Source organism: Variovorax sp. M-6 (assembly GCF_052114385.1).
Classification (GTDB): Bacteria; Pseudomonadota; Gammaproteobacteria; order Burkholderiales; family Burkholderiaceae_C; genus Variovorax.
The window spans coordinates 191,499-215,963 of record NZ_JBFREQ010000003.1; the positions used below are offsets into that span (position 1 = coordinate 191,499).

The window sequence follows — 24,465 nt, forward strand, 5'->3', positions numbered from 1 at the left end:
AGGTCCTGCTGAGGTGAGGTGAATCAGAAATCGGCCACGAGCGACACATTGAAGTGACGGCCGGGCTGCGTGTAGGCATCGACGATGGGAGAGTTCGAAGCGAGTCCGCGGACATCGCTCCACATCCAGTACTTCTTGTCGGTCAGATTGACCAGCGCGACGTTCAGGCGCAGGTCGCGACGGATGCGCCATTGCGCGTTCAGGTCGAGCGTGGTCGCCGAAGGCGTGAGGAACTGGACGCCGGTGGTGACTTCGGCCGGATCGACATCGCTGCGCTTCTTGGCCGCGTGGTGAACCGCGTCGAGGCGCACGCTCCAGGTCGGCGCCTGGTACTTGAGGGCGACCATGAACTTCTCCGGGTCGATCGAGTTGAGCGGCACGTGGGCGGTGCGGTCCTCGCCGTTCGTGCGGCCGTACGCGAAGGGCAGCGAGAAGCCCGTGCCCTGCGTGGTCCAGTCGAGCTCGCCCTTGAACTCGAAGCCGTCGATGCGCGCGCGGCCGATGTTGACCGACTGGAAGGTCGCGGGATGGGTGCGCGACCCGAACACGCCGCCGATCAGGCGATCGTTCTCGATCATGTCCTTGTACGTGCCGGTGAAGACCGCAGCCTCGAAATTCAGGATGCCGGCGCGCCCGCGCGTGCCGATCTCGAAGTTCTGGCTGGTCTCCGGCTTCAGGCCGGGGTTGGGAATCGTCCGGTAGCCCGAGATCACGTTCTCGAAGAAGTTGTTGACCTGGAACGCGTTGGGCGCCTTGAAGCCGGAGGCGTAGTTGCCGTAGAGGGTCCATTGCGGCGTCGCCCGGAACAGCACGCCCAGCTTGGGCGAGACCGCCGAGTCGGACAGCGACACCGCGCGGGCGCTGAAGCCGGTCTGATCCGCATCGAGGTCGAAGCGGTCGAAGCGCACCCCGGGCGTGATGCTCCACTGGTCGTGGATGAACTCATCCTGCACATAGAAGGCCGCGGTCTTCTCGGTCGTGTCTGGAAAGCGCTTGAGCGGATAGACCTCGCCGACCGGCGGCACCAGCCCGGTCTGCAGGTTCTCGACCTGCGTGTTCGTGTAGTCGATGCCGTAGGTGATGCGCTGCGACCAGTCCCCGGGCATGCGCAGGGTCTTGTCGGCCTGCAAGCCGGCCTGCCAGGTGTTCTCGCCATAGGTCACGTCGCGCATCCGGTCGGCGGCGGTGTAGCGGTTCTCCCAGGCGAGCTCCTGCGAATTCGCCTTCTGGTAGCTCAGGTAGCCCAGCAGGTTGTCGGCCAGCACCGAGTCGACCCGCAGCCGCCCGTCCCAGGTCAGGCGGTCGCGCTGCAGCTGGGTCAGCGCGCCCAGGCCGATCACCGAGGTCGAGACGGACGGCGGCTTGGAGAGGCCCGACAGCAGATCGTAGCCGCTCGATCTGTCCACGTGCTCGAAGGTCAGGTTGTGGGTCAGGCTGGCGTTCGGCGTGACGATCACCTTGGCCATCAGCGACTTGCTGTTGGTGCGCTCCGGATTGGGCGCGGTGCGGTCCGAATTGCGGGCGTCGTTGGTGCCCATGTTCTCGAGTTCGTGCGTACGGCTGCCGTTGGCCGAGATCAGCCAGCTCACCGTGTCGCTGGCCTTGCCCGCGAGCGTGACGCCTCCTTGCCAGCCGTTGTCGTCGCCGCTGTAGCCGACGTTCGCACTGCCGCCGAAGGTCTTGCCGTCGGCCAGGAAGGTCTCGGGCTGCCGCGTGATGAAATTGACCAGGCCGGCCAGCCCGTCGGAGCCGTAGAGCGCGGAGGCCGGCCCCTTGATGATCTCGATCCGCTCGATCAGGCCGAGGTCGAAATAGTCGCGGCCGAAGGCGTTGGCGCTGAACACGTAGCTGCGCGGCATGCGGATGCCGTCGGTCATCAGCAGCACGCGATTGCCGTCCAGCCCCCGGATATTGAAGCCGGCGTTGCCGTCGCGGCCGGTGTTCCCGGCCGCCAGGCCGAAGCGTACGGGCGCGCGCCGGACCGAGACGTTGGGAATGTCGCGCACCGCGTCGCGGATGTCGTGGATCTGCTCGAACTCGATCTGCTGGCGGTCGATCACCTCGATGGTGGCCGGGACGTCTTCCTTGTTCTGCTCGGAGCGCGAGCCGCTCACCACGATCTCGCCGAGGGCCGCGATTCGGGCGGGGCCGGCCTCCTGGGCCGCGGCGAAGGTACTGAAGCCGCAGGCGATCAGCCAGGGAAGTGATTGAAGTCGATGCGCGAAAGCGAGTGAGCGTGCCACTTGAAGGTCCAGAAAACAGTTGACGAGCTGCTCGCTGGACGGCGCGCAAGGGCTGCGCGCGATGGCCTGGCTGGCGGGGGAATCAGGCGGTGGCCCGACTCACAATCATATGCGAATGATTCTTATTACTAACAATTACCCCAAGCCGATTGAGGGATGGGAAACGGAGCAGAAGACGCCACGACCCGTCCGAGACGGATCGCGGCGCTTTCATTTCGTCAGGCGGCGACCGCCTCTTCCGCCGGCGCCGAGCTGCGGATCAGGTGATCGAAGGCGCTCAGCGCCGCCTTCGCGCCGTCGCCGGCCGCGATGATGATCTGCTTGAACGGCACCGTGGTCGCATCGCCGGCCGCGAACACGCCTGGCACGGAGGTCTGGCCCTTGGCGTCGACCACGATCTCGCCGTGCTTCGAGAGCTCGACCGTGCCCTTGAGCCAGTCGGTGTTGGGCACCAGGCCGATCTGGATGAACACGCCCTCGAGCGGCACCGTATGGCTCTCGCCGCTCGCGCGGTCCTTGTAGACCAGGCCGTTGACCTTCTGGCCGTCGCCCGTGATCTCGGTGGTCTGCGCGTTGGTGATGACCTTGACGTTGGCGAGGCTGTGCAGCTTGCGCTGCAGCACCGCATCGGCGCGCAGCTGCGTGTCGTACTCGATCAGGGTCACGTGGCCGACGATCCCGGCCAGGTCGATCGCCGCCTCGACGCCCGAGTTGCCGCCGCCGATCACCGCCACGCGCTTGCCCTTGAACAGCGGGCCGTCGCAGTGCGGGCAGTAGGCCACGCCCTTGTTCTTGTACTCGTGCTCGCCCGGCACGTTGATGTTGCGCCAGCGCGCGCCGGTCGAGATCACGACCGAGCGGCTCTTGAGCGAGGCCCCGCTCTCGAGCTGGATCTCGATGAAGTCCTTGCCCGGAGCGCTCGGCACGAGCGCCGCGGCACGCTGCAGGTTCATGATGTCGACGTCGTAGTCGCGCACATGCTCCTCGAGCGCGAGCGCGAACTTGGGCCCTTCGGTTTCCCGGATCGAGATGAAGTTCTCGATGCCCATGGTGTCCAGCACCTGGCCGCCGAAGCGCTCCGAAGCCACGCCCGTGCGGATGCCCTTGCGCGCCGCGTAGACGGCGGCGGCCGCGCCGGCCGGGCCGCCGCCGACGATCAGCATGTCGAACGGTTCCTTGCCGGCGATCTTCTTCGCTTCGCGCTCGACGCCGCTGGTGTCGATCTTGGCGAGGATCTCCTCGAGGCTCATGCGGCCCTGGCCGAACTCGGTGCCGTTGAGGAACACGGTCGGCACCGCCATGATCTGGCGTTCCTTGACCTCGTCCTGGAACAGCGAGCCGTCGATCATCGTGGTCTTGATGCGCGGGTTCTGGATCGCCATCAGGTTCAGCGCCTGGACCACATCGGGGCAGTTGTGGCAGGTCAGCGAGATGTAGATCTCGAACTCGAAATCGCCGTCGAGCGCGCGGATCTGCTGCAGCACCGCGTCGTCGACCTTGGGCGGGTAGCCGCCGACCTGCAGCAGCGCCAGCACCAGCGAGGTGAATTCGTGGCCCATCGGCAGGCCCGCGAAGCGCGGGCCGTGGTTTTCGCCCGGCCGGTTGATCGAGAACGAGGGCTTGCGATGGTTGTCGCCGCGGCTCTCGGTGATTTTCACCAGCGACGACGACTCGGCCACGTCCTTCAGCAGCGATTGCAACTCGCCCGACGCATTGCTGTCATCGAGCGAAGCGACGATCTCGACCGGCTGCGTGATGCGGTCGAGGTAGCTCTTGAGTTGCGATTTGGTGCCGGCGTCGAGCATGGTGAACTCTCTCCTTGAAATACGATGGAAACAAAAAAGCCCGGGAGCGAACGCGCCCGGGCCGTGGCGCGAACGAGGCGGCTTAGATCTTGCCGACCAGGTCCAGCGACGGGGCGATGGTCTTGGCACCCTCGTTCCACTTGGCAGGGCAGACTTCACCCGGGTGGGCGGCGGTGTACTGGGCCGCCTTGAGCTTGCGCAGGGTTTCCTTCACGTCGCGGGCGATCTCGTTGGAATGCACTTCCATGGTCTTGATGATGCCCTTGGGATTGATGATGAAGGTGCCGCGCAGGGCCAAGCCTTCTTCTTCGATGTGCACGTCGAAAGCATGGGTCATCTGGTGCGTCGGGTCGCCCACCAGCGGGAACTTGGCCTTGCCCACGGCGGGCGAGGTTTCGTGCCACACCTTGTGCGAGAAGTGCGTGTCGGTGGTAACGATGTAGACCTCGGCACCGGCTTTCTGGAACTCGGCATAGTTGTCCGCAGCATCTTCCACCTCGGTCGGGCAGTTGAAGGTGAAAGCCGCCGGCATGAAGATCACGACCGACCACTTGCCCTTCAGGCTTTCGTTGGTCACGGGCACGAACTTGCCGTTGTGGAAGGCTTCGGCCTTGAACGGTTGGACTTCGGTATTGATCAGGGACATGTGGTTTCCTTGTTGGCTGATGAAATGTGCGAGTGATTAGTATAACTACCAATCTCTGATTTTTAATAGCCATGAGCTATTAAATGCATTGCCCACCCCTATGAATGAGAACGCCTATCACCCTCACCCGCATGCAGAACGCCTGCGCATGGGTTTACTTGCGCCGCCGACCGGCAGGCTCTCACAATCGACCTTTTAAGAACAAGGAAAAAACCATGAAGGGCGACCCACAAGTCATCGACCATCTGCAGGCGCAACTCAAGAACGAGCTGACCGCGATCAACCAGTACTTCCTGCACTACCGGATGCTCAAGCACTGGGGGCTGGACAAGCTGGCCAAGAAGGAATACGAGGAGTCGATCGGCGAGATGAAACATGCCGACAGGCTCATGGACCGGATCTTCATGCTCGACGGCCTGCCGAACCTGCAGGACCTGGCCAAGCTCCAGGTCGGCGAGGACGTGCCCGAGATCCTCGAATGCGACCTCAAGTCCGAGACCGGCGCGCAAGCCACGATCAAGGCCGGCATCGCGCACTGCGAAAGCGTGCGCGACTATGTCTCGCGCGACCTGCTGCAGGAGATCCTGGACGACACCGAAGAGCACATCGACTTCCTCGAGACCCAGATCGACCTGGTCGGCAAGGTCGGCCTGCAGAACTACCTGCAGTCGCAGATGGGCGAGAGCGAATAGACCGGCGCGACACCATGCAAGCGGGGCAATGCCCCGCTTTTTTTTGCCTTTACGAAACTTCATTGCTATCGAATCAGGAGCAATGAATGACCGCGTGGCACGGGATTGAGCTACATCATCAAACGGGACTCGACACAGGCCAGCCCTCTGCAAATAGCATTCATTCTCATTTGTAGAGCTAGAATCGCCGGCTCCGATGACCGCTGCCACCACCGACAACCGCCGCCGCGCCTATTGGCTCAAGACCTTGCACGAGTGGCACTGGGTCAGCTCGGCGCTGTGCCTGATCGGTCTGCTGCTGTTCGGCATCACGGGCTTCACGCTCAACCACGCGGCCAGCATCGAGGCCAGGCCGAAGATCACCAGCCGGACCGGCACCATCGACGATGACTTGCGCACGGCACTGCTGAAGCAACTGCCCGCGGCCAGGGCACAGAAGGGCAAGGCCGAACTGCCCGCGGAACTGCAGGGCTGGATCAGGAAGCAGTGGTCGGTCGACACTGCCGGGCGCGACGCCGAGTGGTCGGACGACGAGATCTACCTCTCGCTGCCCCGCCCCGGCGGCGATGCCTGGCTGCGGCTGAGCCTGGCCGATGGCGAGGCCGAATACGAGCGCACCGATCGCGGCTGGCTGTCCTACCTCAATGACCTGCACAAGGGCCGCAACAGCGGTGTCGCCTGGAGCTGGTTCATCGACATCTTCGCGGCCGCCACGCTGGTGTTCTCGATCACCGGTCTTTTCATTCTCAAGATGCATGCGGGCAACCGGCCCTTCACATGGCCGATGGTCGGCATGGGCCTGGTCATTCCGGTGCTGCTCGCGCTGCTGTTCATCCACTGATCCAGGAAAGAGGTCTTCGTGCAAGTTCGCTATTCCCTCGCGCTCGCCGCCTTGTTCGGCGCGCCGGCCTTCGCCGCGGGGCTCACCGTCAACATCGAGGTGCCGCGCCTCAACGTGGCCGAATACCACCGCCCCTATGTGGCGGCCTGGATCGAACGCCCCGACCAATCGGTCGCGAGCACGCTGGCGGTCTGGTACGACGTCAAGAACAAGGGCAACGCGGAAGGCGAAGGCACCAAGTGGCTGAAGGACATCCGGCAGTGGTGGCGGCGCACCGGGCGCGAACTGCAGATGCCGGTCGACGGCGTGAGCAGCGCGACGCGGCCCGCGGGCAAGCACCAGATCAACCTGTCCGAAGGCTCGGTGGCCTTGCCCAAGCTGGCACCGGGCGCCTACAAGCTGTATGTCGAGGCGGCGCGCGAGGTCGGCGGCCGCGAGATTGTGAGCATCCCCTTCCAGTGGCCGCCGGCGAAGGCCGAGCAGTCGCAGGTCGCGGGCACCAGCGAACTCGGCGAAGTCCTGCTCGAACTCAAGCCCTGACTCCTTCTTCGCCTCCAACCTTCCGGGAATCCATCATGAAGCTCTCATTGCGCACCCTCGCCCTCGGCATCGCTCTCTGCGCCGGCACCATGGCCGTCCAGGCCCACAACGCCTGGATCATGCCGTCGACCACCGTGCTGTCCAAGGCCGACTGGATCACGGTCGATGCCGCGGTCTCGAACGACCTCTTTTTCTTCAATCACAACCCGCTGAACCTCGACAGCCTGGCCGTCACCGCGCCCGACGGCAGCGCGGTCAAGCCGGAGAACATGTTCAAGGGCAAGCTGCGCAGCGTGTTCGACCTGAACCTCACGCAGCCGGGCACCTACCGCATCGCACTGATCAACGACGGCGTCTTCGCACGCTGGAAGGACAAGGCCACCGGCCAACCCAAGCGCGCCCGCGGCACACCCGAAAACATCGCGAGCCAGATCCCGGCCGACGCACTGGAGGTCGAGGTCACGCAATCGGCCGGCCGCAACGAGACCTTCGCCACCGTCGGCAAGCCCAGCGCCCTGCGCCCGACCGGCAAGGGTCTCGAACTGGTCACGGCCAACCCGACCGACCTCGTCAAGGGCGAGAAGACCAGCTTCACGCTTCAGCTCGACGGCCAGCCTGCCAAGGATCTCGAGGTCACCGTGACGCTGGGCAACACCCGCTACCGCGACAAGCTCGACGAGCTCAAGCTCAAGACCGATGCCAAAGGCCAGTTCAGCGTGACCTGGCCGGCAGCCGGCATGTACTGGCTCGACGCCAGCACGACCGACAAGAAGACCTCGGTGCCGCAAGCCAAGGAACGGCGCCTGAGCTACGCCGCGACCCTGGAAGTGATGCCCTGAGTTCCACGTCGAACGATCCGGCAGCCGGGCGCCCTTCCTTCGCGACCTGGCGCGCAGGCGGCTACGCCAACGTGCCCCGGCCGCGCCGCGCCGATCCGGCCAGCCTGCAGACGCTGGCGGGCCGCACCATGGGCACCACCTGGACGCTGCGCCTCGACAACCCGCGCATGATCGCGCTGGATGCCGTGCGCGCCTGCGCGCAGGACGCGCTCGATCGCGTGGTCGCCCAGATGAGCACCTGGGAGCCCGATTCGGACATCAGCCGCTTCAACCGGTCCGGCGCCGGCAGCCGGCACGTGCTCGAACCCGAATTCGCCGAGGTGCTGGCCTGTGCCCTGCGGTGGGCGGCGGCCAGCGACGGGGCCATCGACCCGAGCATCGGCCCTCTGGTCGCGCTCTGGGGCTTCGGCGCGCAGGCCGACGCATCGGTCGCAGGGCCGCCCTCCCCGGCCGAACTCTCGCGGGTGCGTGAACGCGTCGGCTGGCAGCGCGTGGCGCTCGACCCCGCCACGCGCTCCATCGTGCAACCGGGTGGCGCCGCGCTGGACCTGTCGGGCGTCGCCAAGGGCTTCGCGGTCGACCGGGTCGCCGCTGCGCTGCGAGCGCTCGGACTGTGCGACTTTCTGATCGAGGTCGGCGGCGAATTGCGCGCGGCCGGGCGTCGCCCCGACGGCGATCCCTGGCAGGTGCTGGTGGAAGCGCTGCCCGGAACGACCCATCGGGTGGCGCTCGACGGCCTGTCCATCGCGACCTCGGGCGACCGCTGGCATGCGCGTGAGCATCAGGGCCGGCGCTGGTCGCATACCCTCGATCCGCGCACTGGCGAGCCGGTCGGCCACGCGCTCGCCTCGGTGACGGTGCTGCACCCGGAGTGCATGCAGGCCGACGCACTCGCCACCGTGCTGACCGTGCTGGGGCCGGAGGACGGCCTGGCCTTCGCCCGACGGCACGGGCTCGCCGCGCTCTTCGTCCGCCGCGACGGCGAAGGGCATTGCACCTTCATCAGCGACCGCTGGCCGACCCCAGCCCTCGCCGCATGACCGAGCCCGCCCTGCGAGCGCTGGCCGCGTGCCTCACCGTGCTGGCCTACATCGCGCTGTGCGCGGCCATCTATTGGCGGCAGCGCCGGCAGCGCGAAGCCATGGCACGCCGGGCCGCGGCACTGGCCGGGAACGAGCCCGGAGCCGCCACCCTCGTGCTGTTCGCGAGCCAGACCGGCCAGGCCGAGGCCCTCGCATGGCAGACCGGCCGCTGGCTGCACGACGCCGGAACACCGGCCCGCGTGATGTCGCTCAACGACGCCGACGCAGAGCTCTTGCGAAGCACGCCAAGGGCGTTGTTCATCGCCAGCACCTATGGCGAAGGCGACGCACCCGACGGCGCCAGCCTGTTCGCCGAACGCGTGATGGGCTCGGCGGCCGAGCTCTCCTCGCTGCGCTATGCGGTGCTGGCGCTGGGCGACCGCCAGTACGCCAACTTCTGCCGCTTCGGCCGCCTGCTCGACGAATGGCTCCATGCCGCGGGCGCGAAGCGCAGCTTCGAGCGCCTCGAGGTCGACAACGCCGAACCTGCCACCCTGGCCGCCTGGCAGGCGCAGTGCGGCGGCAAGCCGGGTGCCGGGCCGCAAGAGGCGCCCGAATCCACCTCCGTGCCTTGGCGCCTCGCCACCCGCACCTTGCTGAACGAAGGCAGCGCGGGTGCGCCGGTCTATCGCCTGGCATTCACGCCGGTAGCCGAACCAGCGCCCGACTGGGCGTCCGGCGACATCGCGCAACTCGTCCTCGCCAGCGATCCCGGGCGGCCGCGCGACTATTCGATCGCCTCCATCCCCAGCGACGGCGACCTGCAGTTGCTGGTGCGCCAGGAGCAGCATCCGGACGGCACGCTCGGCGCGGCCTCGGGCCTGCTGACGTCGACCCTGCCCCTGGGCGACACGGTCCAGTTGCGGCTGCGCCCGCACAGCAATTTCCGGCTCGGCGACAACGCCGGGCGCCCGCTGCTGCTGATCGGCAACGGTACCGGGCTGGCGGGACTGCGCGGCCATCTGCGCTCCCGCGCGGCCCTGGGCCGGCACGACAACTGGCTGGTCTTCGGCGAGCGCCAGGCGCGGCACGACTTCCTCTGCCGCGACGAAATCGAGGCCTGGCAGCGCGCAGGCGTGCTGCAGCGGCTCGACATGGTGTTCTCGCGCGATCAGGCCGAACGGCTCTACGTCCAGCACCGGCTGCTCCAGCTGCACGCGGAAGTCAGCGCCTGGATCGCCCGCGGCGCGGCAATCTATGTCTGCGGCAGCCTGCAAGGCATGGCGAGCGGCGTCGATGCCGCACTGCGGCAGATCGCCGGACCCGCCGCCATCGGCGAACTGCTGGCTGCCGGGCGCTACCGCCGCGACGTCTACTAGGCGATTCGATCGCGTTGAAGGTTGCGCTCAAGCAACGAAATATCTCAACCGGTCGCCGAAACACCGCTCAAATGTGAACCGCACGTTAACAAACGTATTGAGATTCATTATCATTCGCTGACTTCGCACCCTCCGCGAATCAGCTCACCCAGCCAATCCTCCCCTCGTTTCGCCGAGGCCGCGCAGGACCCGCCAGTCGAGCTCTCAGTTTTGCTTTCACCTGGGAACCCTTCATGGCCTACATCAAGAGCCGCAAGCACGCCGTCGCGCGCGCGCTGCCCCCCTTCGGCAGTGCCGCCGCCGCCACCCTTCTAGCGTTGACGCTGCCTGCTGGCGCGCAGACCTCCACGAACACCCTCAAGGAAGTCCGCGTCGAAGACAGCGCCGCGACCGACTTCAAGGTCGACAACTCGGCCAACCCGAAGTTCACTGCGCCGCTGATCGACATCCCGCAGGTGATCCAGGTGATCCCGGAAACGCTGATGCGCGAGCAAGGCGCCACCACGCTGACCGAAGCACTGCGCAACACGCCCGGTGCCGGCGCCTTCTTCCTCGGCGAGAACGGCAACACCACGACCGGCGACTCGATCTTCATGCGCGGCTTCGATGCCTCGGGCAGCATCTTCGTGGACGGCATCCGGGACCTGGGTTCGTTCTCGCGCGACGTCTTCAACATCGAGCAGGTCGAAGTGGTCAAGGGCCCGTCGGGCACCGACGTCGGCCGCAGTTCGCCGACCGGCTACATCAACCTGATCACCAAGAAGCCCAAGCTGGAAGACAGCTTCTCGGGCTCGCTCGGCTTCGGCACCGCGAGCTACAAGCGCGGCACCATCGACTGGAACAAGGTGGTGAGCGGCGCCGACGGCTCGGGCACGGCCTTCCGCCTGAATGCCGTGGCCGAAGACTCCGGCGTGGACGGCCGCGACTTCATCAACAACAAGCGCTCGGCCATCGCGCCCTCGCTGGCCTTCGGCCTCAACACGCCGACCCGCGTCTTCCTCGACTACCTGTACGTCAAGCAGAACAACATCCCCGACGGCGGCGTCCCGACCATCGGCCTGCCGGGCTACACCACGCCCGACGCGCTGCTGATCAATTCGCCGATCCTGCGCCGCACCTTCCTGAACTACGCCTCGAAGGTCGATCCGAGCAACTTCTACGGCACCAGCTCCGACTTCAACGATGTCACGGCCAACATGTTCACGGCCCGCGTCGAGCACGACATCACGCCCGACATGACGGTGCGCAACATCACACGCTGGGGCCAGACCAAGCAGGACTACATGCTGACGTCGTTCATGCTCGGCGGCCTGACGGCCAGCCGCGTCGGCAACACCAACACCTACCGGGGCACGGTGCCTCCCTTGACCTCGGGCTTCATCGACACGGTGGTCCCGAGCAACCCGGCGACCTGGACGGTGACGCGCAATCTGCCGACCAACAAGGACGTCGAAAACACCATCTTCGTCAACCAGACCAGCCTGTCGTCGAAGTTCAAGACCGGCAGCTTCAGCCATACCGCGAACTTCGGCCTGGAATTGATGCGCGAAGAGCAGGAGAACAGCAACTTCTTCGGACCAGGCTTCGCGTCGGTCAACACGACCTTCGCGCCGGCGGGCTCGTGGCCGGTCGCCAACCTGTACAACCCGAACCCCTACGTGAGCGGCTACAACCGGATCGCGAACGGCACCGGCAACTTCGGCAAGACCGACACCGTCAGCCTGTACGCCTTCGACACGATGAAGATCAACGAGCAATGGCAGCTGACCGGCGGCCTGCGCTACGACCACTACAGCACCGACTACTCGGCCACCGCCATGGGCAACGGTCCGACCTTCCCGATCACGCCGACCAACCTGTCGACCTCGGGCGACCTCTGGACCGGCAAGATCGGCGTGGTCTACAAGCCGGTCGAGAACGCCAGCTTCTTTGCGGCCTACGGCAACTCGGCGCAGCCCCCGGGCGGCGCCAACTTCTCTCTGGCCGCCTCGGGCACCGGCAACAGCGCCTCGCGCGTCGACTTCGCGCCGCAGAAGGCCGACACCTACGAGATCGGCACCAAGTGGGACGTGCTGAACAAGCGCCTCTCGCTGACTGCGGCGCTCTATCGCACCGAGGTTCGCAACGAGATCGTGCAGGATCCGACCAACACGGCCGTCTACACGCAGGACGGCAAGAAGCGGGTGCAGGGCATCGAGCTCGGCGTGGCTGGTGCGATCACCGATCAGTGGGGCATCAGCGCCGGCTTCACGACGATGGACACCAAGGTCAACGGCTCCACCAACGCGGCGGACCGGATCGACGTGATCCCGTACACGCCCAAAGAGGCCTTCACCGCCTGGACCAGCTACCAGTTCCCGTTCGGGCTCACCATCGGCGGCGGCGCGCGCTACAACGGCAAGCTCACGCGCGGCTTCGACGGCGCGATCGGCACACCGGCCTACACGGATGCCTACTGGGTGTTCGATGCCATGGCCTCCTACCGCATCAACAAGAACGTCGAACTCCAGCTGAACCTGTACAACCTGTTCGACAAGGAATACGTCGCAGCGATCAACAAGAGCGGCTACCGCTACGTGCCGGGCACCCCGCGCTCGGCCCGCCTCACGGCCAACTTCGCGTTCTGACGCGGATCAATGCTGTCGCATCCTCCCGGTGCGACACTCGAGCCCCGGCCCCGCGCCGGGGCTTTTTCTTTGAGGAAACCGAAAGATGATGCTGCATGTGCCCGACGTTCTGAACGCAGAGCAGGTGCGCGAGATTCGTGCAAGCCTGGACGCCACCGACTGGGTCGACGGCCGCGAGACGGTCGGCGACCAGGGCGCCCTGGTCAAGCGCAACCGGCAGTTGCCGGAGCAATCCCCGGTCGGCCGCGAACTGGGAAAGACGATCCTGGGCGTGCTGGCCCGGAATTCCCTTTTCTTTTCGGCCGCCCTGCCGCTGCGCTTCGTGCCGCCGCTGTTCAATCTGTACGAAGGGGGCGAGCACTACGGCCTGCATGTCGACGGCTCGGTGCGCTCGGTGCCGGGCACCGGGGAGCAACTGCGCACCGACCTGTCCTGCACCCTGTTCCTGTGCGATCCGGAGGACTACGAGGGCGGCGAGCTCGAGGTGGTCGACACCTATGGGACGCACGAAGTCAAGCTGCCCGCCGGCGACCTCATCCTCTATCCCTCCAGCAGCCTGCACCGCGTCCATCCGGTGACCCGGGGCACCCGCGTCTGCTCATTCTTCTGGCTGCAGAGCATGGTGCGCGACGACCGCCAAAGGGCCATGCTGTTCGAGCTGGACCAGGTGATCCAGAAGCTGCGCGGCCGGCTCGGGGAGTGCGAGGAATCGATCGCGCTCACCGGGCAGTATCACAACCTGCTGCGCATGTGGTCCGAAGTCTAGGCACTCGGGCGGACGGGCCGACCCTGCTGCCGCGATAGTTATTGCAAATGCGAAGAATTCGTATTTATAATCGAGCCTTCTTCAAACAGCCAGCTACAAGCCGCCTTCACCGCCATGATCGTCTGCGTCTGCCGCCGAGTTTCCGACCGTGAAATCGCGCGCCACGCGCGCGCCGGAATGACCTTCGACGAAGTGCAGTTCGAGCTCGGCGTGGCCACCCAGTGCGGCCAGTGCGAAGGTTGCGCGCGCGACGTGGTCGCGCAATGCAGTGCCTCGCACCCGGTCGCCGCGCTTCACCGCGAAACAGGCGCCCAGGCGATCCAGCTTGCCAATTCCATCAAGGAAAGCAACGCATGGAACTCTTCGCGGCACTCGGCGGCAGCCTGATCCTGGTCGCCAGTTCGGTCTGGTGGATTCTTCGCAAGTAAGTCGTTAGCGTAGTGGTTTTGCTGCGCCGGGGCACCTTTGCGGCGCCCGCATCCGAATGATTGATCGTGTCTGACCGTTTTTCCCCGCCCCCCTCGGCCCTAGGCCTGTCGCGCAACGCCATCATCGCCGGCAGCGTGGTGCTGTTCCACGTCGCGGCGCTCTGGGCCCTGCAAAGCGGCTTGCTGCGCCGCGCCGCCGAGGTGGTGATTCCGGTCGAGATCCTGAGCGAGTTCATCGAGCCGCCGAAGCCCAAGGAACTCCCCCCGCCGCCTCCGCCGCCGCCCGAACCCAAGCGCCAGGTGACCAAGACGCCACCGCCGCCCCGGCCCCAGGCGATCCGCGAGCCGAAGCCGACGCCGGCGCCCAATGCGCCCACGGGCAGCGTCGAGCCCCCGCCGCCGCCGGCGCCGATCGCGGCCCCCGCCCCGCCGGAGCCTCCCGCGCCGCCGGCCGCGCCACCCGCCCCGCCCTCGGTGCAGTTGCCGTCCAGCAACGCGGACTACCTGCAGAACCCGAAGCCGGTCTTTCCGGCCATGAGCAAGCGGCTCGGCGAGCAGGGAAGATCGATCTTCAGCGTCCTGATCGGCGTCGACGGGCTTCCGAAGCGCGCCACCCTGGTCAGCTCCAGTGGATATGAACGGCTCGACGAGGCAGCGCGCACCGCCGTGATGAGCTGGCGCTACGTGCCGGGCAAGCGAAATGGGGTCGTTGAACAAATGGAGTTCAACGTGCCGATCAACTGGGTTCTCAAATAATTTTCTGGAGTAGTTTCGTATGGATTCCCACTTTGGCCTGATGAACGTCTGGCAGCAAGGCGACTTCGTCACCAAGGCTGTCGCGCTGTTGTTGATCGGCATGTCGCTCGCGTCCTGGATCGTGATCCTGATCAAGGCGATCGACGTCATCCGGTACAAGCGCCTCGCGAAGCACTCGCAGGACTTCTGGCACAGCGAGGACTTCGCCACCGCCCTCGCCAAGCTCGGCAAGGACGACGGCAACCCGTTCCGGGCGCTCGCGCTGGAAGGCCGCGAAGCCGCCGCCCACCATCGCAACACCAAAGCCCACCTGCATGACGCACTGGACGTCAGCGACTGGATCACCCGGGCCCTGCGCAACGGCATCGACGAATTCACCGCGCGCCTGCAGACCGGCCTGGCGATCCTCGCGTCGGTGGGGTCCACAGCCCCCTTCATCGGCCTGTTCGGCACCGTCTGGGGCATCTATCACGCGCTCATGAGCATCGGCTCCGCCGGACAGGCGACCATCGACAAGGTGGCCGGCCCGATCGGCGAAGCGCTCATCATGACGGCGCTGGGCCTGGCGGTTGCCATTCCCGCGGTGCTTGGCTACAACGCCCTGGTGCGCGGCAACAAGTTCGTGCTGACCAAGCTCAACAGCTTCGCGCACGACCTGCACGCCTACTTCGTGACCGGCGCCCGCGTCCAGAGCGGCGGCGGCGAAGCCACGGTCGTTCCGCTCAAGAAGGTCTGAGCACCATGGCCTTCGGAACACAGGACGAACCCGACGAGGTCATGAACGAGATCAACATGACGCCGCTGGTCGACGTCATGCTGGTCCTGCTGATCATCTTCATCATCACGGTGCCCGTCATGAAGCACGCGGTGAACATAGATCTGCCCCGCGCCAGCAGCGAGCCCGAGCAGCCCAAGCCGCAGAACATCCTGTTCACGGTCGCCGCCGACGGCAGCTACTACTGGAACGAGCAGAAGATCGACGACACCGACCTGGTCGGCCGCCTGGCCGCCGAGGCGGCCAAGGACCCGCAGCCCGAGTTGCACATCCGCGGCGACAAGGCGGTGCGCTACGAGCGTGTCGCGCAGGCGATGTCGGCGGCACGGGAGGCCGGGGTGCGCAAGATCGGTTTCATCACCGAGCCCGAGCCGAAGTAGACGCCCCACGCAAGTCAAAAAAATAGATCGCGGCGATTGACTTTTAATTGAGAATGGTTATCATTAACCAATCGCTTCGACACAGGAGTCTCCGAATGACCGCAACGCCCAACGCCTTCGCCGTGCTGAACCATCCATCGCTGGACCACGCAGGCGGAGGTCGCGCTGCCACCGAAGCCGCCCGCCCCGCTCCGCTACTGGAAAGCGCGGAACTCCTCAAGGGCGGCAAGGCCGTCGGCATCCTGCACAACGGCTCGCTCTATCGTCTGCAAGCCACCAAACTCGGCAAGCTGATCCTGACCAAGTAGGACCCAGCCCGCCCCTCGCGCAAGTTTCATCGTGGGGCGACTCGAGGAGATTCATCTCCGAAGGGTCGTTTTTTGCTAGCCAACGGTCCGCCGACTAGCCAAGCTTTTTTTCACGCTGACCAACGAACAAACGCCGTCCCAGGGACGGCGTTTTGCTTTGTTGCAACTGCGGTTCAGAGGCCCAGCGCGGCGATGCCGGCCTTGGCGACCTGGGCATCTTCGTTCGACTTGACACCGCTGACGCCCACTGCGCCGATCACCTGGCCGTCCTTCACGATCGGCACGCCGCCTTCGAGCAGGCCTTCGATGGCCGGAGCCGTCAGGAACGAGGTCCTGCCGCCGTTGATCATGTCCTCGAAGGTCTTGCTTTCACGCCGCCCCATCGCGGCCGTGTGGGCCTTGGCGGGCGCGATATGAGCCGACAGGGCCGCCGCGCCGTCGAGACGCTGCAGCCACAACAGGTTGCCGCCGTCGTCGGCGATCGCGATGGTCACGGCCCAGTTGTTCTTGAGCGCCTCGGCTTCGGCGGCGGCGGCGATGGCCTTGAGGTCGGCGAGTTCGAGAAAGGACTTGGTCTTCATGGTCTTCCAGCAAAGTTGAGCAACCCTGAAGCATAGCGTTCAGGATGGCGGGCAGCCGACCTCGCAGCGGGAATGCGCTGCAGGAATGCGTTCGGTGACGAGGGTTTTCTGCGGGCCCGGCCTTGCGGCCCCCTAGAATGCGCCCAACTGCAGCGTTGCAGCCAACCCAGGAGCTCAGCAATGAACGACCGCGTCAACACCCTCGACACCTCCGTCGGCTACGGCCAGACGCTGCCGCAGGCAGAACGCCAGCGCGTCCTGCGCAACACTTATTGGCTGCTGGCCCTGAGCCTGCTGCCCACCGTCCTGGGTGCCTGGCTGGGCGTCTCCACCGGCATCACCCGCTCGCTGACCGGCGGCCTGGGACTGATCGTCTTCTTGGGCGGCGCCTTCGGCTTCATGTTCGCGATCGAGAAGACCAAGAACTCTGCCGCCGGCGTGCCGGTTCTGCTGGGCTTCACGTTCTTCATGGGTCTGATGCTGTCGCGCCTGATCGCGATGGTGCTGGGTTTCAAGAACGGCTCCGAGCTGATCATGACGGCCTTCGGCGGCACCGCCGGCGTGTTCTTCGTGATGGCCTCGCTCGCGACCGTGATCAAGCGCGACCTGTCGGGCATGGGCAAGTGGCTCTTCGTCGGCGCCATGGTGCTGATGTTCGGCGCCATCATCAACATCTTCGTCGGCTCGAGCGCCGGCATGATGGCGATCTCGGTCGCCGCCATCGGGATCTTCTCCGCCTTCATGCTGTACGACCTGAAGCAGATCATGGACGGCGGCGAGACCAACTACATCAGTGCCACGCTGGCGCTGTACCTCGACCTCTTCAATGTCTTCCAGAGCCTGCTCGCGCTGCTCGGCATCTTCGGTGGGGAACGGGACTGAGCGAGCGCTTCGGCGCTGCATCGAAAAGGGCCCCGAGGGGCCCTTTTCTCATGCGCGCTCGAAGACCGCGATGGACTCGACGTGCGCCGTGTGCGGGAACATGTTCACCACGCCGGCGTGGGTGCACCGGTAGCCCGCCTGGTGAACCAGCAGGCCGGCGTCGCGCGCCAGCGTCGAGGGGTTGCAGCTCACGTAGACGATGCGCTGGGGCGGCACCCAGCCGCCGTCGTGCAGCTCGACCTGCTGGTGCAAGTCGGCCAGCGCCTTGGCAAGCGCAAAAGCACCTTCGCGCGGCGGGTCGACCAGCCACTTGTCGGCGGCGCCGTCGGCCACCAGCATCGCGGGCGTCATCTCGAACAGGTTGCGGGCAACGAAGGTGGTGGGCACCAGCTCGCCGCGCCCCGGCACGGCGGGGCGGTTTCGCTCGAAGTTGGCGGTGGCGCGCGCCACCAGCGTGTCGCTGCCCTCGATGCCCAGCACCTCGCGCGCCCGGCTCGCAAGCGGCAGCGTGAAGTTGCCGAGGCCGCAGAACCAGTCGATCACTCGCTCGTGCGGCCGGACGTCGAGCAGGCGCATCGCACGGCCGACCAGCACGCGATTGATGTGCGGATTGACCTGCGTGAAATCGGTCGGCTTGAACGGCATCGTGACGCCGAACTCGGGCAGCGCGTAGGCCAGCGCCGGGCCGCCCTCCTCGAGCAGCTTGACCGTCTCGGGGCCCTTGGACTGCAGCCACCACTGCACGCCTTCGTTGCGTGCCGCAAAGGCCTTCAGGCGCGCCACGTCGGCCTCGGACAGCGGCTCCAGGTGCCGCAGCACCAGGGCGATCACGCCGAGTCCGGTGCCGCCGGGCGAATCGCCGCAGGCCAGTTCGATCTGCGGGCAGGTCTCGCGCGCCTCCATCGAGCCGATCAGCTCGCGCAGCGGCATCAGCATGGCGCTGACCTGCTCCGGCAGCACGGGGCAGACCTTCATGTCGGCGAGGTAGCGGCTCTTGCGTTCGTGGAAGCCGATCAGCACCGTGCCCTTCTTGACCACGTGGCGCACCGACAGGCGCGCCCGGTAGCGGTAATGCCAGGCTGGCCCCTCGAGCGGCCGCAGCACGTTCTCGGGCCGCACCTTGCCGAGATGCCAGAGGTTGTCCTCGAGCGATCGCTGCTTCACCGCGACCTGCGCCGCCGCATCGAGGTGCTGCATCTTGCAGCCGCCGCAGGCGCCCGCATGCAGGCCGAAATGCGGACAGCCCGGGCGCACGCGCTGGGACGATTCGCGGTTGATCGCGGTCACCGTGCCCTGCTCCCAGTTGTTCTTCTTGCGGTGCACGTTGAAGCGCACCTCCTCGAAGGGCAAGGCGCCTTCGATGAACACCACCATCCCGTCGGCCTTGTGCGCCACGCCCTGGGCATCGAGATCGAGCGACTCGACCTGCAGCCATTCATCGCGCGCGGGGGGCGCTTCCTTCTTTTCTATCGATTCCGTCATCCCCGGATTGTCTCAGGGCCGAGGGCGGCGAGCGCCGGCCGCTACAGGAACGCGTCGCGCTGCACGCCCGCACGCGCCAGCTGCCGGCGCATCTTGGCCAGCGCCTCGTTCTGGATCTGCCTCACGCGCTCCCGCGTCAGGCCCAGGCGCACGCTCAGCACTTCGAGCGTCTCGGGATCGCGGTCGTGCAGGCCGAAGCGGCCTTCGAGGACCTCGCGCTCGCGTTCGCTCAGCACCAGGATCCACCGGTCGAGGAGCCTCTCGACCTCGTGCGTCTGCGTGACCCCGGTGGGATCGCCGCCCTCATCGTCCGATGCCACGGTATCGGCCAGCGTGAAACTGTCGTCGCCGCGCTCGCCGCCGGCATCGAGGGAACGCGGCGCCTCGGCGAGCGCCAGCAGATCGGCGACTTCCTGGACCTCGCGGCCCAGCAGCGCCGCCACGTCCTCGACCCGCACGCCGTCGGGCCGGCGGGCCAGGAAATCGGCATCGCCCTCGAGCGTGCGGCGGGCCCGCATCACCTGATGCAGCTCGCGCACCACGTGCACCGGCAGACGGATGGCGCGGGCCTGCATCATCGCCGCCCGCTCGATCGCCTGCCGGATCCACCAGGTCGCGTAGGTGGAAAAGCGAAAGCCCCGCTCGGGTTCGAACTTGTTGATCGCGTGCATCAGGCCGAGATTGCCTTCCTCGATCAGATCGGCCATCGGCACGCCGCGCCCCAGGTAGCCCTTGGCGATGTTGACCACCAGGCGCAGGTTGTGCTCGATCATCGACTGCCGCGCCGCGAAGTCGCCGCTGCGCGCGGCGCAGGCGGTGCGGTACTCCTCGTCGGGCGTGAACAGCTGGGTACGCCGGATCTCGCGCAGGTAGATCGTCAGCGAGTCGCCGCCGCCCAGTTCGGCCGGCAGCGCCTCGCCCGCCCTGTCGTCCAGGCCCTGCTCGGCGAAGCGATCCTCGGGCTGGATGCCGCCGCCGTTGCCCGCCACTCGCCGCACGTCCGCGGTGCGATGAGGGCGAGAGGCGGCCATGGCGCTAGCGCGTCGGCAGGTAGCGGGCCGGATCGACCGGCTTGCCCTGGCGGCGGATTTCGAAATGAAGCTTGACGCGATCCGCATCGCTGTTGCCCATCTCGGCAATCTTCTGGCCCTTCTGCACCGACTGGTCCTCCTTCACGAGCAGCGTGCGGTTGTGCGCATAGGCCGTGAGGTAGGTGTTGTTGTGCTTCAGGATGATGAGGTTGCCATAGCCACGCAGGCCCGCGCCAGCGTAGACCACGCGCCCGTCCGCGGCGGCGAGCACCGAATCGCCGGCCTTGCCGCCGATGTCCAGGCCCTTGTTCTTGGATTCGTCGAAGCCCGCGATCAAGGAGCCCTGCGCCGGCCAGATCCAGCCCACGTCCTCGTCGCCCGAGGCGGCTGCCGGCGGGGTCGGCGAGGCGGTGACGGGCGCTGCGGGTTTGGCCGCTGCGCCTGCTGCTGCAGCTGCGGTGGCTGCCGCGGCTGCGCTGGCTGCGGTCGCCGGCGCGACGATCGGCTGTGCCCCGGGCCGCGCGGCATCGGTGGCGGGCGGCGCCGCCACAGCGGTCGCACCGGTCGGAGGGATCACCCGCAGCACCTGGCCGACTTCGATCAGGTCGGGATTGTCGAGGTTGTTCCAGCGGGCGATGTTCTGCCAGGTCTGACCGGTCTCGATGCCGATGCGGCGGATGGTGTCGCCCGGCCGCACGGCGTAGTAGCCGGGCTTGCCATAGTTCTCGATGCCGGGCAGCGGCTTGCCCGACGCATCGGTGGTGATCGCAGGCCCGCCGGGAACGCCGGACCCGTTCGTCGCGCCTGGCGCTTGCGTCATGGTGCCGCGGTCTTCGACCGGCACCGGACCGCGTGGTGAGGCACACCCCGCAATCACGAGCGCACCCACCAGCGTGACGCCGGAGAGCCAGCTCCGATTGCCAATACCCTGCATTGTTCTTTCCTTCAAGCAATTCCCGATTTTAGGGGGACAAAGTGAACCGCCTCAAGAATGCGGCGCTCGAGACCGCGAGCAGTTTTGTCGATCACGACCAGCGCCTGGCCTCCGGTCGCGGACTGGGTCGGCGCGACGATCCGGCCACCGACGGCCAGCTGTGCGGTCCACGCTTCGGGCACCGCCTCGCCGCCCGCCGCAGCGATGATGCCCGCATACGGCGCGCCCTTCGAATAGCCCACCATGCCGTCACCCAGTATCAGATGGACGGTCGCCAGCCGGAACGAGCGCAGGTTCACCCTCGCCCGCTCGTGCAGCCCGCGGAGCCGTTCGATGCTGTAGACCTCGGCCGCGACATGGCTCAGCACGGCCGCCTGGTAGCCGCAGCCGGTGCCGATCTCGAGCACGCGGCCCAGGCGTTCGCCGGGCTTGTTGGCCAGGGCCGGCGCGCCGAGCAGCAGTTCGATCATGCGGGCCACCACGTTGGGCTTCGAGATGGTCTGGCCCAGCCCGATCGGCAGGCTGGTGTCTTCGTAGGCCTGGTTGACCAGCGCACTGTCGACGAACAGATGGCGTTCGACCGTGCCCATGGCACGCAGAACGCGGGCGTCGGCGATGCCCTGGGCGGCGAGTCGCTGGACCATGCGCGCGCGCACGGCGTCCGAGGCCATCGAGGGCGTCGCCGGAACGATCGGTTTGAGCGGCACGGCGGGCATGCGCCCGCGGGTCGCTGCGGAGGCCGTGGGCGTCAGGCGTACGGGGAACCCCGGCCGTTGGCTCGCCAACTCAGCCCCCCGCCGCGCTGCGCGCGACACGCGCCATGGTGCCGCTCCAGTGCGCGAGGTTCGCATGATCGGTGAGATCGACCTGCAGCGGCGTCAATGCCACGTGGCCCGCGGCGGTGGCATGGAAATCGGTTCCTTCGCCACTGTCCTTGGCCCCGCCGGCGCCGGCGATCCAGTACATGGTCTCGCCCCGCGGGCTGTCCTGCGTGATCACCTTTTCGGCCGCATGGCGGCGTCCCAATCGGCAGACCTGGACCGGCTTCAGTTCGTCGAAGGGCCGGTTCGGCACATTGACGTTGAGCAGGAAGGCATTGCCGCCGAGCATCCGCTCGCGCTCGATCTGCTCGACCAGGCGCCGGGCCACGCGCGCCGCGGCATCGACATGCGCCCAGCCCTTCTCGATCTGCGAGAAGGCGATGGCGGGGATGCCGAACAGATAGGCCTCCATGGCGGCGCCGACGGTGCCGGAATAGATGGTGTCGTCGCCCATGTTGGCGCCGTTGTTGATGCCGGACACCACCAGGTCGGGCCGGTAGTCGAGCAATCCCTTGAGGGCGATGTGCACGCAGTCGGCGGGCGTGCCCGTGACATAGCGGAAGCCGTTGTGCGCCTTGTGCACGTAGAGCGGCGCGGCCAGCGTGAGCGCGTTCGACTTGGCGCTGTTGTTGTGCTCGGGTGCGACCACCTCGACCTCGGCGACGTCCTTCAGCGCGTCGTGCAAGGCGACGAGGCCGGGTGCCTGGAAGCCGTCGTCGTTCGAAATAAGTATCTTCATGGCGTCAGTCAGTGGCGGCGATTGTAGGCGGCGGGTGCGTCACGACAGGGACATGCACCGCCTGCGCCGCCCGCCTATCATGACCCGGATTTTCCATTGACCCCAGACTCATTCACAGGAGACACGAGCATGCACGCATGGCTCTGCGAAAACCCCGTCGGCGTCGAGGCGCTGACCTGGAAGGAACTGCCGACGCCCACACCGGGTCCGGGACAGGTGCTGATCGAAATCAAGGCCGCGAGCCTGAATTTCCCGGACCTGCTGATCGTGCAGAACAAATACCAGATCAAGCCCCCGCTGCCCTTCGTTCCCGGCTCCGAATATGCGGGCGTGATCGCCGCGGTCGGCGAAGGCGTGACGACCCTGAAGATCGGCCAGAACGTCGCGTGCCTGTCCGGCACCGGCGGCTTCGGCACCCACACGCTGGCGCCGGCGGCACTGTGCATGCCATTGCCCGACGGCTTCGGCCACGTCGATGCCGCGGCCTTCATCATGATCTACGCGACCTCCTGGCACGCCTTGATGGACCGCGCGCAATTGAAAGCCGGCGAGACGGTGCTGGTGCTCGGCGCAGCCGGCGGCGTCGGCACCGCCGCCATCCAGATTGCCAAAGCCGCCGGGGCCAGGGTCATTGCAGCCGCATCGACCGACGAGAAATGCGCGCTTTGCAAGTCCATTGGCGCCGACGCGACGATCAACTACACGACGCATGCATTGCCCAATGGCTTTCGCGATGCAATCAAGGCCGCGACCGACGGCAAAGGCCCGGATGTCATTTACGACCCGGTGGGTGGCGAATTCGCCGAGCCTGCATTCCGCTCGATCGCCTGGCGCGGCCGCTATCTGGTGGTCGGTTTCGCCGCCGGCCCGATCCCCTCGCTGCCATTGAATTTGATGCTGCTCAAGGGCGCATCGCTGGTCGGCGTGTTCTGGGGCGATTTCGCGCGGCGCGAACCCAAGGCCAATGCCCAGATGATGGCCGAATTGGCGAAGTGGTACAGCCAGGGAAAGATCAAGCCGGTGATCGACCAGACCATGCCGATGTCGGAACTCCGTGCTGCCTATGCGCACATGGGCTCGCGTGGCGTCAAAGGCAAGCTGGTCCTGGTGAATTGAGCTCGCCCCCAGGTCGGGCTCACTTCGTGTAGCCCTCCCACCCCCTACCGGGGGCAACACCGGCGGACCGGCAGAGCCGGATCCGCGGTGTTTCACCAACTGGCCTGGCTTCGCCGGCCGCTGAGCGCAAAAAAAGCCCGCAGAAGCGGGCTTTTTTTGGCGGCGGACCGGCGAGGGTTACTTGATCTCGAAGTCCGACAGGGATTTGCCGGCGTTGAGCGCCTCGGTGATCCAGCGCGGCTTGCGGCCGCGGCCGCCGGACCAGGTCTCGCCGGTCGGGCTGCGGTATTTGGCAGCACTCTTGGGAGCGGCCACGCCGGCACTGCGCTTGCCGGCGCGCACGCCGAGCTTGAGGTCGCTGGCGGTCAGGCCGTATTCAGCGATCTTCTTGCGCAACTCCTCGATGACGCCAGCCCGCTCCTGATTTCTCAGATCCTCGGCTTGCTTGCGCAATTGCGCGATCTGCTCGTCGTGCTTCTTGATCTGGGAATTGATGTCTGCAAGGGTTGAGGCCATCTGTGCTTATCCTCTAATTGGAAAGCCAAAATTCTAATTCAGATTCCAATTGCCGCAAGCAGACCAACACGAAATCACGGGGTACTTGACCGCACCTTTACATCCAAAGGCCTGAAGCTGCACCCGGGACAGACCCGATCCCGCAAACGGTGCCCGCTTCGGCGCCGCAAAGCAAAACAGGCACCGAAGTGCCTGTTTTGCTGACGAATGTCCTTGGGGTGGCTGATGGGACTCGAACCCACGACGACCAGAATCACAATCTGGGACTCTACCAGCTGAGCTACAGCCACCGTAGAGCCATCAATTGTAGCGTGAA

At 66.3% G+C, this 24,465-nt stretch carries 25 protein-coding genes and 1 tRNA gene; 15 read left to right on the forward strand and 11 right to left on the reverse strand.

Annotated elements, in window-relative coordinates:
- Positions 1-23: 23 nt before the first annotated feature.
- The 3 genes from AB4Z46_RS05205 to ahpC all read right to left on the reverse strand — a co-directional run bounded on the left by AB4Z46_RS05205 (position 24) and on the right by ahpC (position 4,694).
- Positions 24-2,243, reverse strand: coding sequence for a TonB-dependent hemoglobin/transferrin/lactoferrin family receptor (locus AB4Z46_RS05205; protein WP_442282410.1), 2,220 nt, complete (start codon positions 2,241-2,243; stop codon positions 24-26).
- A gap of 218 nt (positions 2,244-2,461) precedes the next feature.
- A complete protein-coding gene (gene ahpF, locus AB4Z46_RS05210; protein ID WP_442282411.1) occupies positions 2,462-4,048 on the reverse strand; it encodes an alkyl hydroperoxide reductase subunit F in 1,587 nt (528 codons plus the stop codon).
- 82 nt (positions 4,049-4,130) lie between these two features.
- The gene (ahpC, locus tag AB4Z46_RS05215; protein ID WP_442282412.1) at positions 4,131-4,694 is read right to left on the reverse strand and encodes an alkyl hydroperoxide reductase subunit C; all 564 of its coding nucleotides are present in this window, start codon (positions 4,692-4,694) and stop codon (positions 4,131-4,133) included.
- Between the two features lie 215 nt (positions 4,695-4,909).
- Here ahpC and bfr point away from each other — a divergent pair, with 215 nt between their 5' ends.
- The 13 genes from bfr to hemP all read left to right on the forward strand — a co-directional run bounded on the left by bfr (position 4,910) and on the right by hemP (position 16,047).
- Entirely contained in the window at positions 4,910-5,386 is a 477-nt protein-coding gene (gene bfr / locus AB4Z46_RS05220; protein ID WP_442282413.1) for a bacterioferritin, read from the forward strand.
- Positions 5,387-5,582: 196 nt separating this feature from the next.
- Positions 5,583-6,227 (forward strand): PepSY-associated TM helix domain-containing protein, encoded by a 645-nt coding sequence (locus tag AB4Z46_RS05225; RefSeq protein ID WP_442282414.1) that lies wholly within the window; start codon positions 5,583-5,585, stop codon positions 6,225-6,227.
- Positions 6,228-6,245: 18 nt separating this feature from the next.
- Entirely contained in the window at positions 6,246-6,767 is a 522-nt protein-coding gene (locus AB4Z46_RS05230) for a DUF2271 domain-containing protein (protein WP_442282415.1), read from the forward strand.
- A 35-nt stretch (positions 6,768-6,802) separates the two neighbouring features.
- Positions 6,803-7,606 (forward strand): DUF4198 domain-containing protein, encoded by an 804-nt coding sequence (locus AB4Z46_RS05235; protein ID WP_442282416.1) that lies wholly within the window; start codon positions 6,803-6,805, stop codon positions 7,604-7,606.
- 71 nt (positions 7,607-7,677) lie between these two features.
- On the forward strand, positions 7,678-8,646 hold the full coding sequence (locus AB4Z46_RS05240) for an FAD:protein FMN transferase (RefSeq protein WP_442282417.1): 969 nt from the start codon (positions 7,678-7,680) through the stop codon (positions 8,644-8,646).
- Positions 8,643-10,007 carry a sulfite reductase subunit alpha gene (locus AB4Z46_RS05245; RefSeq protein ID WP_442282418.1) on the forward strand — a complete coding sequence of 455 codons (1,365 nt, stop codon included), beginning with the start codon at positions 8,643-8,645 and terminating at the stop codon, positions 10,005-10,007. Before AB4Z46_RS05240 ends, AB4Z46_RS05245 begins: the two co-directional genes overlap by 4 nt.
- Before the next feature lie 233 nt (positions 10,008-10,240).
- Positions 10,241-12,634 (forward strand): catecholate siderophore receptor Fiu, encoded by a 2,394-nt coding sequence (locus AB4Z46_RS05250; protein WP_442282419.1) that lies wholly within the window; start codon positions 10,241-10,243, stop codon positions 12,632-12,634.
- 85 nt (positions 12,635-12,719) lie between these two features.
- Positions 12,720-13,400, forward strand: coding sequence for a Fe2+-dependent dioxygenase (locus AB4Z46_RS05255; RefSeq protein WP_442282420.1), 681 nt, complete (start codon positions 12,720-12,722; stop codon positions 13,398-13,400).
- A 114-nt stretch (positions 13,401-13,514) separates the two neighbouring features.
- Positions 13,515-13,787 carry a (2Fe-2S)-binding protein gene (locus AB4Z46_RS05260; protein WP_442282421.1) on the forward strand — a complete coding sequence of 91 codons (273 nt, stop codon included), beginning with the start codon at positions 13,515-13,517 and terminating at the stop codon, positions 13,785-13,787.
- A 104-nt stretch (positions 13,788-13,891) separates the two neighbouring features.
- Positions 13,892-14,584, forward strand: coding sequence for an energy transducer TonB (locus tag AB4Z46_RS05265; protein WP_442282540.1), 693 nt, complete (start codon positions 13,892-13,894; stop codon positions 14,582-14,584).
- 19 nt (positions 14,585-14,603) lie between these two features.
- On the forward strand, positions 14,604-15,320 hold the full coding sequence (locus AB4Z46_RS05270) for a MotA/TolQ/ExbB proton channel family protein (RefSeq protein ID WP_442282422.1): 717 nt from the start codon (positions 14,604-14,606) through the stop codon (positions 15,318-15,320).
- A gap of 5 nt (positions 15,321-15,325) precedes the next feature.
- Positions 15,326-15,739, forward strand: a complete 414-nt coding sequence (locus AB4Z46_RS05275; RefSeq protein ID WP_442282423.1) for an ExbD/TolR family protein — start codon at positions 15,326-15,328, stop codon at positions 15,737-15,739.
- Positions 15,740-15,834: 95 nt separating this feature from the next.
- On the forward strand, positions 15,835-16,047 hold the full coding sequence (hemP, locus tag AB4Z46_RS05280) for a hemin uptake protein HemP (RefSeq protein ID WP_442282424.1): 213 nt from the start codon (positions 15,835-15,837) through the stop codon (positions 16,045-16,047).
- A gap of 173 nt (positions 16,048-16,220) precedes the next feature.
- Here hemP and AB4Z46_RS05285 read toward each other — a convergent pair whose 3' ends face one another.
- Positions 16,221-16,628, reverse strand: coding sequence for a GlcG/HbpS family heme-binding protein (locus tag AB4Z46_RS05285; protein ID WP_442282425.1), 408 nt, complete (start codon positions 16,626-16,628; stop codon positions 16,221-16,223).
- Positions 16,629-16,808: 180 nt separating this feature from the next.
- On the opposite strand from AB4Z46_RS05285, the gene AB4Z46_RS05290 reads away from it, so the two are divergent.
- The gene (locus AB4Z46_RS05290) at positions 16,809-17,510 is read left to right on the forward strand and encodes a Bax inhibitor-1/YccA family protein (protein WP_442282426.1); all 702 of its coding nucleotides are present in this window, start codon (positions 16,809-16,811) and stop codon (positions 17,508-17,510) included.
- A gap of 48 nt (positions 17,511-17,558) precedes the next feature.
- Here the strand turns inward: AB4Z46_RS05290 and rlmD are convergent, their stop codons facing one another.
- From rlmD to surE, 5 genes are read right to left on the reverse strand one after another with little or no spacing between them, the layout of a single operon-like run.
- Positions 17,559-18,992: a 23S rRNA (uracil(1939)-C(5))-methyltransferase RlmD gene (gene rlmD, locus AB4Z46_RS05295; RefSeq protein ID WP_442282427.1), complete on the reverse strand. Its 1,434-nt coding sequence runs from the start codon at positions 18,990-18,992 to the stop codon at positions 17,559-17,561.
- Between the two features lie 41 nt (positions 18,993-19,033).
- Positions 19,034-20,023 carry a sigma-70 family RNA polymerase sigma factor gene (locus AB4Z46_RS05300; RefSeq protein WP_442282428.1) on the reverse strand — a complete coding sequence of 330 codons (990 nt, stop codon included), beginning with the start codon at positions 20,021-20,023 and terminating at the stop codon, positions 19,034-19,036.
- 4 nt (positions 20,024-20,027) lie between these two features.
- Positions 20,028-20,957 carry a peptidoglycan DD-metalloendopeptidase family protein gene (locus tag AB4Z46_RS05305; RefSeq protein WP_442282429.1) on the reverse strand — a complete coding sequence of 310 codons (930 nt, stop codon included), beginning with the start codon at positions 20,955-20,957 and terminating at the stop codon, positions 20,028-20,030.
- Positions 20,958-20,968: 11 nt separating this feature from the next.
- The gene (locus AB4Z46_RS05310; protein ID WP_442282541.1) at positions 20,969-21,742 is read right to left on the reverse strand and encodes a protein-L-isoaspartate(D-aspartate) O-methyltransferase; all 774 of its coding nucleotides are present in this window, start codon (positions 21,740-21,742) and stop codon (positions 20,969-20,971) included.
- 1 nt (position 21,743) lies between these two features.
- Positions 21,744-22,517, reverse strand: coding sequence for a 5'/3'-nucleotidase SurE (surE, locus tag AB4Z46_RS05315; protein WP_442282430.1), 774 nt, complete (start codon positions 22,515-22,517; stop codon positions 21,744-21,746).
- 129 nt (positions 22,518-22,646) lie between these two features.
- Between surE and AB4Z46_RS05320 the strand changes: the two genes are divergently transcribed.
- Positions 22,647-23,633: an NADPH:quinone oxidoreductase family protein gene (locus tag AB4Z46_RS05320; protein WP_442282431.1), complete on the forward strand. Its 987-nt coding sequence runs from the start codon at positions 22,647-22,649 to the stop codon at positions 23,631-23,633.
- 177 nt (positions 23,634-23,810) lie between these two features.
- Here AB4Z46_RS05320 and AB4Z46_RS05325 read toward each other — a convergent pair whose 3' ends face one another.
- Positions 23,811-24,149 carry an H-NS histone family protein gene (locus tag AB4Z46_RS05325; protein WP_442282432.1) on the reverse strand — a complete coding sequence of 113 codons (339 nt, stop codon included), beginning with the start codon at positions 24,147-24,149 and terminating at the stop codon, positions 23,811-23,813.
- A 214-nt stretch (positions 24,150-24,363) separates the two neighbouring features.
- Positions 24,364-24,439 (reverse strand) — tRNA-His (locus AB4Z46_RS05330).
- Positions 24,440-24,465 lie beyond the last annotated feature (26 nt).